At 71.1% G+C, this 12,801-nt stretch carries 11 protein-coding genes and 1 riboswitch; of the genes, 2 read left to right on the top strand and 9 right to left on the bottom strand.

Going from position 1 to position 12,801, the window contains the following annotated elements:
• Window positions 1–17: 17 nt before the first annotated feature.
• Both ACZ592_RS26430 and ACZ592_RS26425 read right to left on the bottom strand, forming a co-directional pair.
• A complete protein-coding gene (locus tag ACZ592_RS26430; RefSeq protein WP_471584123.1) occupies window positions 18–1,619 on the bottom strand; it encodes an MFS transporter in 1,602 nt (533 codons plus the stop codon).
• A 164-nt stretch (window positions 1,620–1,783) separates the two neighbouring features.
• Entirely contained in the window at window positions 1,784–3,421 is a 1,638-nt protein-coding gene (locus ACZ592_RS26425) for a DUF445 domain-containing protein (RefSeq protein ID WP_471584394.1), read from the bottom strand.
• A 340-nt stretch (window positions 3,422–3,761) separates the two neighbouring features.
• On the opposite strand from ACZ592_RS26425, the gene ACZ592_RS26420 reads away from it, so the two are divergent.
• Complete coding sequence (locus tag ACZ592_RS26420; protein WP_471584122.1) at window positions 3,762–5,084, top strand: SGNH/GDSL hydrolase family protein; 1,323 nt, start codon at window positions 3,762–3,764, stop codon at window positions 5,082–5,084.
• A gap of 125 nt (window positions 5,085–5,209) precedes the next feature.
• Here ACZ592_RS26420 and ACZ592_RS26415 read toward each other — a convergent pair whose 3' ends face one another.
• From ACZ592_RS26415 to ACZ592_RS26400, 4 genes are read right to left on the bottom strand one after another with little or no spacing between them, the layout of a single operon-like run.
• A complete protein-coding gene (locus tag ACZ592_RS26415; RefSeq protein ID WP_471584121.1) occupies window positions 5,210–5,977 on the bottom strand; it encodes a DUF1707 SHOCT-like domain-containing protein in 768 nt (255 codons plus the stop codon).
• 9 nt (window positions 5,978–5,986) lie between these two features.
• On the bottom strand, window positions 5,987–6,952 hold the full coding sequence (locus ACZ592_RS26410) for an ABC transporter ATP-binding protein (protein WP_471584120.1): 966 nt from the start codon (window positions 6,950–6,952) through the stop codon (window positions 5,987–5,989).
• Between the two features lie 6 nt (window positions 6,953–6,958).
• Window positions 6,959–7,780, bottom strand: a complete 822-nt coding sequence (locus ACZ592_RS26405; RefSeq protein ID WP_471584119.1) for an ABC transporter permease — start codon at window positions 7,778–7,780, stop codon at window positions 6,959–6,961.
• Entirely contained in the window at window positions 7,773–8,594 is an 822-nt protein-coding gene (locus ACZ592_RS26400) for an ABC transporter permease (protein WP_471584118.1), read from the bottom strand. The genes ACZ592_RS26405 and ACZ592_RS26400 overlap by 8 nt, the downstream gene beginning before the upstream one ends.
• A gap of 187 nt (window positions 8,595–8,781) precedes the next feature.
• Here ACZ592_RS26400 and ACZ592_RS26395 point away from each other — a divergent pair, with 187 nt between their 5' ends.
• Window positions 8,782–11,274, top strand: a complete 2,493-nt coding sequence (locus tag ACZ592_RS26395; RefSeq protein WP_471584117.1) for a transglycosylase domain-containing protein — start codon at window positions 8,782–8,784, stop codon at window positions 11,272–11,274.
• Between the two features lie 100 nt (window positions 11,275–11,374).
• On the opposite strand, the gene ACZ592_RS26390 is transcribed toward ACZ592_RS26395, so the two are convergent.
• The 3 genes from ACZ592_RS26390 to ACZ592_RS26380 all read right to left on the bottom strand — a co-directional run bounded on the left by ACZ592_RS26390 (window position 11,375) and on the right by ACZ592_RS26380 (window position 12,672).
• Window positions 11,375–11,695, bottom strand: a complete 321-nt coding sequence (locus tag ACZ592_RS26390) for a DMT family transporter (RefSeq protein ID WP_471584116.1) — start codon at window positions 11,693–11,695, stop codon at window positions 11,375–11,377.
• 47 nt (window positions 11,696–11,742) lie between these two features.
• A riboswitch (guanidine-III (ykkC-III) riboswitch) is annotated at window positions 11,743–11,808 on the bottom strand.
• A gap of 131 nt (window positions 11,809–11,939) precedes the next feature.
• Window positions 11,940–12,284, bottom strand: coding sequence for a GroES family chaperonin (locus ACZ592_RS26385; RefSeq protein ID WP_471584115.1), 345 nt, complete (start codon window positions 12,282–12,284; stop codon window positions 11,940–11,942).
• Window positions 12,285–12,351: 67 nt separating this feature from the next.
• On the bottom strand, window positions 12,352–12,672 hold the full coding sequence (locus tag ACZ592_RS26380; RefSeq protein WP_471584114.1) for a DUF3618 domain-containing protein: 321 nt from the start codon (window positions 12,670–12,672) through the stop codon (window positions 12,352–12,354).
• Window positions 12,673–12,801: the final 129 nt, after the last annotated feature.

The following is a 12,801-nucleotide window of genomic DNA, read 5'->3' as shown; positions in this document are numbered from 1 at the left end:
TCAGGGTCTCTTGGCCATTACTTCGTCGCCGGTGCCACCGATGACAGCGGTGCCGCGATGTCCTCCAGCGAGCGGCGCTCCGCCTTCACCGCGAACGCCGCCGCCACCAGGCCCGCCGCGCACATCAGGCCCGCGCCGATCCGGAAGGCGAGGACCGTGTCGCCGATCACGCCCGACTCGGTGAGATCCGCGAAGATCAGCGGGCCGCTGATGCCGCCGGCCGCCGTGCCGATCGCGTAGAAGAAGGCGATGGCCATGGCGCGGGTCTCCATCGGGAAGATCTCCGAGACCGTCAGGTACGCGCTGCTCGCGCCCGCCGACGCGAAGAACAGGACCACGCACCAGCAGGCCGTGAGCGTCGTCGCGCTCAGCGAGCCGCGCCCGAAGAGCCAGGCCGTGCCGAACAGCAGGATGCCGGAGAGCAGGTACGTCGACGAGATCATGATCCGGCGGCCGACCGTGTCGAAGAGCTTGCCGAGGAAGAGCGGGCCCAGGAAGTTTCCCGCGGCGATGACGGCGAAGTAGTAGCCCGTACTGCCGGAGGGGACGTCGTAGAACGTGGTGAGGATCGCGCCGAAGCCGAAGGTGATGGCGTTGTAGAGGAACGCCTGGCCGATGAAGAGGGACAGGCCGAGCACCGCACGCTTGGGGTAGTCGCGGAAGACCGTCTTGGCGATGAGCCCGAAGCCGATGCTCTTGCGCTGGTGGATGGTGATCTCCCGGTCGGGCCGCGGCAACGGCTCGCCCTTCTCCTCCTCGATCTCCCGCTCCACCGACGAGACGAGCCCTTCCGCCTCCTCCCCGCGCCCGTGGATGAACTGCCAGCGCGGGCTCTCCGGCACGTGCCGGCGCACCAGCAGGATGACGAGGCCGAGGACGACGCCGAGGGCGAAGGTGAGCCGCCAGCCCAGGTCCTTGGGGAAGATGTTCGTGTTGAGCATGAGCACGGACAGCAGCGAGCCGCCGATCGCGCCGAGCCAGTAGCTGCCGTTGATGATCAGGTCGACGCGGCCGCGGTACTTGGACGGGATCAGCTCGTCGATGGCCGAGTTGATCGCCGCGTACTCGCCGCCGATGCCGAAGCCGGTCAGGAACCGGAAGAGGAAGAACCACCAGGCGTCGAAGGAGAGCGCCGTCATGGCGGTGGCGCCGAGGTACACCACCAGGGTGACCATGAAGAGCTTCTTGCGGCCGAACTTGTCGGTGAGCCAGCCGAAGAACAGCGCGCCGACGCACGCTCCCGCCACGTAGAGGGCCGCCGCGATACCCGTGACCTGGGCCGAGCTGATGGCCAGGCCGCTGCCCTCCTCGGAGAGGCGGCTCGCGATGTTGCCGACGGTGGTGACCTCGAGGCCGTCCAGGATCCAGACCGTGCCGAGGCCCACCACGATCATCCAGTGCCAGCGGGACCAGGGCAGCCGGTCCAGACGGGCGGGCACGGCGGTGGTGACGGTGCCCGTTCCGCGGCCGCCACCGTCCCGGCCTGCACCGGCATCGGCGCCGGCACCGGCACCGGCACCGGCACCGGCACTGCTACCGCCACCGCCGCCGTCACCGCCGCCGCCCTGGCGGGCGCGATCGGCGCGGTCAGCTGCGTGATCTTCGTGGTCAGCGGTCATGGCACCTCCCGGGAGCCCCGTGGCTCCTCCCAGGGGCTTCTCCAGAGTGCCCGGCGGACGCGCTCTCACGCCCGCCGAAGAAGGGCGTACGGCCGCGGACGGCCGCCCCACGGCCCTCCCCGTACGCCCCGCCGCCCTCTCCGTACGCCCAGCCGCCCCCGGCCCTACGCCCCCAGCAGCCGCGACACCGTATAGATCGCGAGCCCCGCCAGGGAGCCGACCACCGTGCCGTTGATCCGGATGAACTGCAGGTCACGCCCGATGTGCGCCTCGATCTTCTTCGAGGTGTGCTCGGCGTCCCAGCCCGCCACCGTGTCGGTGATCAGCGAGGTGATCTCGTCGCGGTACGTCGTCACCACGTACACCGCCGCGCCCTCGACCCAGCCGTCGACCTTGCGCTGCAGCCGGCCGTCCGTCGCCATCCGGGCGCCCAGCGAGAGCAGCGAGGCCCGTACGCGCAGGCGCAGCTCGCTGCGCTCGTCCTCGGCGGCGGCCACGATCATCGCGCGGACCGACGACCAGGCCGAGGCGATCAGGTCCTGGACCTCGCCGCGCGCCAGGATGTCCCGCTTGAGGCGCTCCACGCGCTCCCGGGTGTCCGAGTCGGACTGCAGGTCGGCGGCGAAGTCGGCGAGGAAGCGGTCCACGGCGCCGCGCGCGGGGTGCCCGGGCATGTCCCGCATCTCGGTGACGAAGCGGAGCAGTTCCTTGTAGACGCGCTCGCCGACGCGCTTGTCGACGAACCGCGGGGTCCAGCCGGGCGCCCCGCCCTGCACCGCGTCCATCACGGAGTCGGCGTGCTCGACGAGCCAGTCGTGGGCACGGACGCAGACCAGGTCGACGACGCGCTTGTGGCCGCCGTCCGCGACGACCTTCTCCAGCATCTTGCCCATGCCGGGGGCGATCTCCTGGGCGTCCGCGCGCCGCGTGATGGCCTCGCCGACCACGGCCTGCACGTCGGAGTCGCGCAGCACCGTCAGGGCGCCGCGCAGGGCCGTGGCGAGCTCGGCGGTCACCCGGTCGGCGTGCGCGGGCTCGGCGAGCCAGCTGCCGAGGCGGCCGCTGATGCCGACGGCGTGCAGCCGGCCCCGTACGACGTCGGCGGAGAGGAAGTTCTCCCCCACGAAGTCGCCGAGGGAGGCGCCCAGCTGGTCCTTCTTGTTCGGGATGATCGCCGTGTGCGGGATGGGCAGGCCGAGCGGGTGGCGGAAGAGCGCCGTGACCGCGAACCAGTCGGCGAGCGCGCCGACCATGCCGGCCTCGGCGGCCGCGGCGACGTATCCGGCCCAGGGGCCCGCGCCGGAGTTCTGCGCCCACTTCGCCAGTACGTAGACGACGGCGACGAAGACGAGGAGTCCCGTCGCCATGGTCTTCATGCGGCGCACACCGCGGCGCTTCTCCTCGTCGGCGGGGCTGTACGGGAAGCCGCCACCGGCCGACGGCGCACTCTTCGCACCCTTCGCGCCCTTCGAAGCCTTCACCCTCTTTGTCCCCTTCGCGCCGACAGTGCCCTCGGGGCCGGTGCCGCCGTTGGAGCCGGAGACGCCGGAGATGCCGGAGATGCCGGAGATGCCGGAGAAACCTCCGGCATCCCCCGAACCATCCGCATCCCCCGAACCACCCGCACCGCCCGAGCCACCGGAGCCGCCAGAGACCCCAGAGCCGCCGGAGCCCCCAGAGACCCCAGAGCCCCTGGAGGCGTCACCGCCGCCCCCCGAACCGGCCGCACCGCCCCTTTCGACCGAACCCTTTGAGCCAATCGCGGCCTTTAGGCCATTCGTGGCGTCGCCCGGCTCCGACATCCCGCCCGCCCCGAACGGAGCACGGCTTGACGGGGGAATCTCGCGGGCATGCTCCTCACGGCCCCCCTCGGCCGATTCGTCCGCGTTTGCGCGTTCCACTCACTCCACCTGGCCCGTTCGCATCGTCCTCGTCCGCACTTTCGCCCTGCCCTGTGTCCTGATTGTCCCCACGCACTGTGTCGTACGCCGCTTCCTGACCTACTCCTGGAACGGACGACAAGTTCCCGGCGTCTCACTGGACGGAGGGGGGCAGTGTCGGCCGCCTCACGGCCCATGACGCATCATGGGGTGATCACACCGGAGCCTCGGGGCTCCCCCTGCCCGAGGAGAAAGAGCCCGCATGACCAAGCGACACGGTTATGCCCTTCTCGCCGCGGTCCTCGCGGTCATAGTGGTGATTTCCGCCGCCATATACGTCGGTGTCTCAGGCACCGACGGTGACGAGCAGGACACCATCAGCGCCGGTGGGCGCAACCCCCGCAACTCCGCCAACCCCGCCTCCTCCGGCGTCTGGGTCGGCTCCTGGTCCGCCTCCCCCGCCGGGGCCGAACCGGGCACGGCGCGCAAGGGGTTCGCGGGACGTTCCATCCGCAACATCGTGCACACCAGCGTCGGCGGCAGCAGCGCCCGCATCACGCTGTCGAACCTGTACGGCACCACGCCGCTCAGCATCACGCACGCCTCCATCGCGCTCGCCTCCGCGACGAACAACCCGGCCGCGGCGGCCGGCACGCTGCGCAGGCTCACCTTCGGCGGGAACACCTCGGTGGTGATCCCGCCGGGCGCCCAGGTGATGAGCGACGCGGCCCGCGTGCGCGTCCCGCACGACACGGACCTGCTGGTCACGACGTACTCGCCGACCCCGTCGGGCCCCGTCACCTACCATCCGCACGCGCGCCAGATCAGCTACGTGGCCGAGGGAGACCGCACCGAGGACCAGCTGGGCGACGCCTACACCGAGCAGAGCCCGTACTGGCGCTACCTCGCCGCGGTGGACGTGCTGAGCAACGAGACCGACGGCACCGTCGTCGTCTTCGGCGACTCCATCACCGACGGCATCTCCTCCACCATGGGCGCCAACCGCCGCTGGACCGACGTCCTCGCCGACCGCATGCGCGACGAGTCGGGCGCGCCCCGCTACGGCGTGGTGAACCAGGGCATCAGCGGCAACCGCATCCTCTCCGACGGGCTCGGCCACCCGGCCGTCAACCCGAGCGGCCTCTCCCGCTTCGACCGGGACGTGCTGAGCCGCACCGGCGTCAAGGCCGTCGTGATCGCCCTCGGCGTCAACGACATCCTGCGCAACCCGCACCAGAACAACCCGGACCGGATAGTCGAGGGACTGCGCGAGCTGACCCGTCAGGCGCACGGCCGCGGCCTGCGCGTGGTCGGCGCGACGCTGATGCCGTTCGGCGGCCACCGCGGCTACACGCCCGGCCTGGAGAACGTGCGCGAGGCCGTGAACGAGCAGATCCGCTCGGGCCGGGTCTTCGACGAGTTCGTCGACTTCGACCGCGCCCTGCGCGACCCGTACGACCCCCGCAAGCTGCGCGCCCAGTACGACTCGGGCGACCACCTGCACCCGTCCGACGCGGGCTTCCGCAGGATGGCGGAGACGTTCAACCTCTCGCACCTGAGGGGCTCCGCGGCGGCGGAACTCTGACCGAAGCGGCTCCGACCGGAGCGCCTCCGACCAGATCCCCGCTGCCCCGGAGCCCGTTGAAGAGAGCCGGGCGCCGCGAGCCCGCACCATGAGCACGCGGCGCCGCCCCCGTCGGTCCGGGCCCGTCAGTCCCGGTCCTCGCGCTTGCGCATCCGCAGCTCGTGCCGCTCCTCGTGGCCGAGCCGGTGTCGCTCGGCGCGTTCGAAGTGCGCGGCTCGGCGCTCCTCGCGCCGGTCGATGCGCTCCTGGCGGCGCTCCTCCTTGAGCCGCAGCTTCGCCGCCTTGCGCACCTTGCGGTCGACGCCGACGCCGCCCATCAGGGCGAAGCCCCTGACGACCACGCGCGGTGATCCCGGCGTCCCCGCACCGGTCGCGTTGTCGTCGACGCCGCCCATGATCCCGAAGCCCTTGACCACGACCTCCATGTCCGGCGGCACGATGACCTGCATGCCGGCCATGAGCGTGAAGCAGCGGATCTCGACCTCGCGCTCCGTGAACCGTGCCTCGCGCAGGTCGATCTCGCCGCCGCCCCACAGCGCGAATCCGTTGAACTGCCGGCCGACCACCCAGCTGCCCTTGCGGCTGAACCCGCTCCAGATGGCGAAGCCGAACGTCGACGAGGGCTCGCCGGTCACCATCCGCTCGTCCCAGTCGATGGCGGTGGGGTCGTCGTTCACCGGCCGCTTCACCATGGAGACCTTGGCGCCGTGCGCGGGCAGGTCGCGGGTGAGGGGTTCCAACTCGCCGTACGTGCGGGCCTTGTAGGTCGCGTCGAGGCGCTCCTCGAACTCCGTCATGTCGAGGCGGCCTTCGGCCATCGCGTCCCGGAGTTGCTCGGCGACCCGCTCGCGGTCGGCGTCCGATGCCCGCAGATCGGGGAGTTCTTCGCTCATACCCGCAGCCTACGAGGTGGACTTGTCCGCGTACATCTTGGCGATGACCGCCTCGATGTCCGGTTCCCTGACCGAGAGATCGACCATCGGGTACCGGTCCGCGATGCGCGCGACGAGCGGAGCCGCCGATTCCGCGGCGGGGAAGGCGAGCCACTGCCGCGGCCCCTCGACCTTCACCACGCGCGCCGACTCGACCTCGATTGGCGGAAGTTCACGTTCCAGGTCGACGACGAGGGTGCGCTCGCTCTCGCCCACCTCGTGCAGGCCGGCCAGCGGCCCGTCGTACATGAGGCGTCCGTGGTCGATGACCATCACACGCTTGCAGAGCTGCTCGATGTCGGTCAGGTCGTGCGTGGTGAGCAGCACCGTCGTGCCCGACTCGGCGTTCAGGTCCCGCAGGAACCCGCGGACCTTGGCCTTGCTGATCACGTCGAGGCCGATCGTCGGCTCGTCCAGGTAGAGCACCTCGGGGTCGTGCAGCAGCGCCGCCGCGATGTCGCCGCGCATCCGCTGGCCGAGGGAGAGCTGGCGGACGGGGACGTCCAACAGGGGCCCCAGTTCCAGGAGTTCCACGCACCGGTCGAGGTTCTCCTTGAAACGGGCGTCCGGGATCCGGTACATCCGGTGCATCAGGCGGTACGAGTCGATCAGCGGCAGGTCCCACCAGAGCGTCGTGCGCTGGCCGAAGACCACGCCGATGCGGCGGGCGAGGCGGGTGCGCTCGCGGGAGGGGTCGATGCCCGCGACCCGCAGCCGTCCGCCGCTGGGCGTCAGGATCCCCGTCAGCATCTTGATGGTCGTCGACTTGCCCGCGCCGTTCGGCCCGATGTAGCCGACCATCTCGCCGCGCGGCACGGTGAAGGAGATCCCGTCGACGGCCCGCACCTCGTGCCGTTCGCGCCGCAGGAAGCCGGTCTTCTTGCGTACGTCGAAGACCTTCTCGACGCCTTCGAGGCGAATGAGGTCTGTTTCCACGGCGGTTCAGCTCCCTGTGCTGCGGTACGAGCGGAGGCCCGCGCGCCAGGCGAGGCCCGCGAGCGCGAGAAGGGCTGCGGCCACCAGCGGCGGTGTGAACGCCACCCACGTCGGCAGCCCGAGCGGATAGGGCCGCCCCAGGACGTAGAGACCGGGCAGCCAGTTCACGAAGGCCAGCGGCAGGACGTAGGTGACGCCCCGCACGAGGTCCTTGGCGAAGACGGTCGGCGGGTACTGGAGGAGCGTGGTGCCGCCGTACGTGAAGGCGTTCTGCACCTCGGCGGCGTCCTGGGCCAGGAACTGGAAGGCGCCGCCCATCACGAACACCGCCCCGAAGATGCCCGCGCCGCACACCAGCATCAGCGGCACCATCAGGACCTTCAGGGGCGTCCAGTGGATGTCCAGGACCACCAGCGCGTAGCCGAGGACGACCGCGCCCTGGGTGACGCGGCCGATCCGGTGCAGTCCGAAGCGGTCGGCGGCGACCTGCGCGATGACGGGGGCGGGCCGCACCAAGAGCGTGTCGAGCGTGCCGTCCCTGACCCGCCTGCCCAGCCGGTCCATGGACCCGATGACGAGGTCGGCGAGCCCGAACGCGGTGCACGAGGCGCCGTACAGGAACGCGATCTCGGACAGCCCGTAGCCGCCGAGCCGGTCCACCTGGGAGAACATCAGGAGGATCGCGACGAAGTCGAAGGCGGTCACCGCGAAGTTGCCGAGCGCGGTCATCGCGAACGACAGGCGGTAGGCCATCAGGGAGCGGATCCACATCGCGGAGATCAGGCGGTAGGCGCGCAGCCCTTCGCGCAGCGGGCTCTCGTCAGCCACCTTGGACCACCACCCGTCGGGTCGCCACGGCCTGCAGCAGCCGCCCGGCCGTCAGGAGCGCCGCCGCCCAGCCGATCTGGAAGGCGTACGTCCGCAACAGCCCGACTCCGGACCGCTCGCCCAGGAACACGTCGGCGGGCGCCTGGAGCAGCGCCGACCAGGGCAGCGCGCGGGCGAACTCGCCGAGTGCGCCGGGGAAGACGTTCAGCGGGAGCAGCATCCCGGAGAAGAAGGTGCCCGCGAGCATCGCCATCTGTGTGGTGCCCGCGCCGTCGAGGAGCCAGAACGCGGAGAGCGCCACCAGGAAGCGGATGGCGAAGCCGACCAGCGCGCCGAGCAGGACGGCCACCAGGAACGCCGCCCACCGCCACGCCTCGCGGGGCAGCGCCAGGTCGAAGACGAGGGCGCCGAAGGCCATCGGCACGACACCGCGGCCGAGCAGCTGGAACGCGGCCCGGCCCAGGTCGGCGGCCAGCCACCACAGCTGCAGGTCGGCGGGCCGGTACAGGTCCACGGCGATGTCCCCGGTGCGGATGCGCTCGATCAACTCACCCTCGAAGCCGCCGCCCATCAGCGCCATGGCCGTCAGCAGCCCCTGGCCGAGCCACACATAGGTGAGGGCCTGCGACTGGTCGTAGCCGCCGAGGCCGGGCCGCTCGTCCCACAGCGCCACGTACGTGTAGGCGAGGATGAGACCGAAGACGGTGTTGGTGAACACCCCGGCGGCGGTCGCCACCCGGTACGTGGCGTACCTGCGGAAGCTTCCACCGGCGACGGCCGCGTACAAACGGAACCGTCCTGCGCGCACAAGCATCCCTTTCAGCGTGGGCACCGTCCCGAATCGGGCCAAAGCGCTGGAGCGTAGTGCGATCGGGGTCGTTCGTGCCACGCATTTTCGCCGCCCGGGCGCGAGCCTGGTCACGAACGCCCGTGGCGACGGTGTGCAATGGGGTGTACGAGGCGTACTGGACGTACGACGCTAACCGGGAGTTCCGCAAGACATGAGCGACGATCCGCAGCAGCAGCGCCCTGCCCGGCGCCCGCGCTGGTCCCCCAGGGAGCCGCAGGGCACGTCCGCGGGCGCCCCCGAGCTCCTGCCCGGGGCCCTGCCCGGGGGGACGGCGGGGACGGCGGCGGGCGCGACCGCGGACGGCAAGAAGCCCAAGAAGCCCAAGCGCCCCAAGCGCAAGGGCTGGCGGCGGATCTTCCCGACCTGGCGCATGGTCCTCGGCGGGTTCATCCTGATCATCCTGTTGTGCGTCGGCGGTTTCATGGCGGGCTACATGCTGGTCGACATCCCGCCGGCGAACGCCGCGGCGACCAAGCAGAGCAACGTCTACCTGTACTCCGACGGCACCCAGATCGCCCGGGACGGCGAGGTCAACCGCGAGAAGGTGCCCCTCAAGCAGGTCCCGCTCACCGTCCAGCACGCCGTGCTCGCCGCCGAGGACCGCGACTTCTACGGCGAGTCCGCGGTCGACCCGAAGGCCATGCTGCGCGCGGCCTGGAACACCGTCACCGGCAAGGGCAAGCAGTCCGGCTCCACCATCACCCAGCAGTACGTGAAGAACTACTACCTCGGCCAGGAGCAGACCGTCACCCGGAAGGTGAAGGAGTTCTTCATCTCGATCAAGCTGGACCGTGAGGTGAGCAAGGACGACATCCTCGAGGGCTACCTGAACACCAGCTACTTCGGCCGCAACGCGTACGGCGTGCAGGCCGCCGCCCAGGCGTACTACGGCGAGGACGTCCAGGACCTCTCCGTCGGCCAGGGCGCCTACCTCGCCACCCTCCTGAACTCGCCGAACGCGTACGACGTCGCCACGCACCCGGAGAACAAGCCGCGCGCGGCGGGCCGTTGGAACTACGTCCTGGACGGGATGGTCACGGAAGGCTGGCTCGGCAAGACCGCGCGGGCCAAGATGAAGTTCCCGGTGCCCGACGAGGCCAAGGGCGCGGCGGGCCTGTCCGGGCAGCGCGGCTATGTCGTCAAGGCCGTCGAGGACTACCTCACCGCCAACAAGATCATCGATGAGGACACCCTGGCCAAGGGCGGCTACCGCATCACCACGACCCTCCAGAAGGACCGGCAGGACTCCTTCAAGAAGGCCGTCGAGGACCAGGTGATGTCCAAGGTCGACAAGGACGCCCGCAAGGTCGACAGGAACGTGCGCGCGGGCGGTGCCTCCATCGATCCGGCCACCGGCAAGGTCGTCGCCATGTACGGCGGCATCGACTACACCAAGCAGTACGTCAACAACGCGACGCGGCGCGACTACCAGGTCGGGTCAACTTTCAAGCCGTTCGTCTTCACCTCCGCGGTGGAGAACGGCTCCGTCACCCAGGACGGCCGTCCGATCACCCCGAACACCATCTACGACGGCACCGACAAGCGTCCCGTGCAGGGCTGGAGCGGCGGGACGTACGCCCCCGAGAACGAGGACCACGTCAACTACGGCGACATCAGCGTCAGCACCGCCACCGACAAGTCCGTGAACTCGGTGTACGCGCAGATGGCCGTCGACGTCGGCTCCGACAAGGTCAAGGACACCGCGATCGCCCTCGGCGTGCCCGAGAGCACCCCCGACCTGACCGCCTCCCCCTCGATCGCGCTCGGCCCGTCCACCGCGAGCGTCCTGGACATGACCGAGGCGTACGCGACCCTCGCCAACCACGGCAAGCACGGCACGTACACGATCGTCGAGAAGATCACCCGGGACGGCAACGAGATCGAGCTGCCCGCGCAGAAGAACGCGCAGGCCGTCACCCGCGAGGCAGCCGACACCACCACCTCGATCCTGCAGAGCGTCGTCCAGGGCGGCACCGGCACGGCCGCGCAGGGCGCGGGCCGCCCGGCCGCGGGCAAGACCGGCACCGCGGAGAACGACACGGCGGCCTGGTTCGCCGGCTACACCCCCGACCTCGCGACGGTCGTCGCGGTCATGGGCCAGGACCCGGACACCGGCGCCCACACCCCGCTGTACGGCGCACTCGGCGAGCAGCGCATCAACGGCGGCGCCTACCCGGCCCGCATCTGGGCGCAGTTCACCAAGGCCGCCCTGGCGGGCGAGCCGGTCAAGGACTTCGACCTGGAGCTCGAGGAGGGCGCCGACGTGGTGGCGCCGCCGCCCGCCCCGACGACCGGCGGCACCGGCGACCCGGACACCGGCGGCACCACGAACGGCGGCACCACCGACGGCGGGCAGGACACCGGCGGCACCCCGACCGGCGGCCAGGACACCGGAGGGACCACCACCGGGGGTCAGGACACCGGTGGCCGAAACGGCGGGCAGAACGGCGGCCAGACGGGTGGCCAGAACGGCGGGACGGCCGACGGGGGCACCACCGCGGACGGCGGCACCGCGAACGGCGGGCCGACCGACGGCGGCGCCCAGGGTGGCCCGACCGGCGGCGGCACCGAGACCGGCGGAACGGCCGACGGTGGCGGCGGCGGTGACGACGGGGGCGCGCTGGGCGGGCTCACGGACGGGTAGCGCCGCGGTGGGCCGGGCGCCGGGCGGATCCATCCTGACCGCCGGGCCGGGTCCGCCCTGGCCGCCGGGCCCGGTCCGCCCTGGCCGCCGCCTTCGGGGGCTAGTGGCCGGAGGTCGCCTTCAGGCCCACCACGGCGACCAGCAGCAGGCAGACGAAGAAGATCCGGGCGGCGGTCACCGGCTCACCCAGGATGACCATGCCGAGCACCGCCGCACCGGCCGCCCCGATGCCGACCCACACGCCGTAGGCCGTACCGATGGGCAGCGTCTTCGCCGCGTGGGACAGGAGCATCATGCTGGCGACGATGCCCATGCCCGTGAACACGCTGGGCCACAGCCGCGTGAAGCCGTCCGTGTACTTCATCCCGATCGACCAGCCCACTTCGAGCAGACCGGCGACGATCAACAGAACCCAGGCCATGACGGCACCTCCGACGAGTAGAAACGCGGAACGCGTTACCTGATGGGGGTGCGTCGTCTTTGCGGAATCCCGGTACGGCGCGTCTCGTCGGGGTCACTCCAAGGTAGCAAAGAACGTGCAAAAGGAGCTGGTGACGATGGTCACCAGCTCCTTCTCGATATCTGTAGGCCCGCTAGGCCCCCTAGGCCCCCTAGGCCCGCGGGCCTACGGGTCTCCAGGCCCCAGGGACTACAGGCCCCAGGCACTACAGGTAGAGGCCCGTCGAGTCCTCCGAGCCCTCGAACCGGTCCGCCGCCACGGCGTGCAGGTCGCGCTCGCGCATCAGCACGTAGGCCACTCCGCGCACCTCGACCTCGGCGCGGTCCTCCGGGTCGTACAGGACCCGGTCGCCCGGCTCGACCGCTCGGACGTTCTGCCCGACCGCCACCACCTCGGCCCAGGCGAGCCGCCGGCCGACGGCCGCGGTCGCGGGGATGAGGATGCCGCCGCCGGAGCGCCGCTCGCCCTCGCTGGTGTCCTGCCGCACGAGCACGCGGTCGTGCAGCATGCGAATGGGCAGCTTGTCGTCGTGGGGGGTCTTCTCGCTCACGCCCCAGAACCTACCTGCCCCGGCCGGGAGCGTGGGCTCCCGGGTCGATACCCGTGCGCGGGCGGCCTCAGCGGCCGCGCCGCCGCGAGCTCACCACGAGCAGCCCCACCAGCCCCACGGCCACCAGGGCGACCGGCACGATCCGCTCGACGCGCGGCGAACCGTCCTCCGTGACCAGCTGTCCCCGCACGTCCGAGACGAAGCGGTTCGCCCCTACGTACGCCCGGCCCAGCGTGTTGTCCACGCTCGCGGCGACCTTCGCCTTCGCGTCGCCCACGATCGTCTTCGGGTGGACGCGCACCCCGATCTCGTCGAGCGTCTCGGCCAGCTGGTCGCGCCGGCGCTTGATGTCCGCCTCGATCTGCGCAGGGGTCCTGGCATCCGACACCGCGCTGCCTCCGTGGTCGTAGCTGAGTGATCCTGTGTCCCACAGTCTGTCAGCTTCACGCGCGCCGCACCCCACGGCACCCCTATTACGCTCGACTCGTCACCACACCCTTCGCGCAGCACCCCGTAC

The organism is Streptomyces sp. NPDC040622 (genome assembly GCF_055593965.1).
This window is presented reverse-complemented; position numbering and strand designations above follow the sequence as displayed.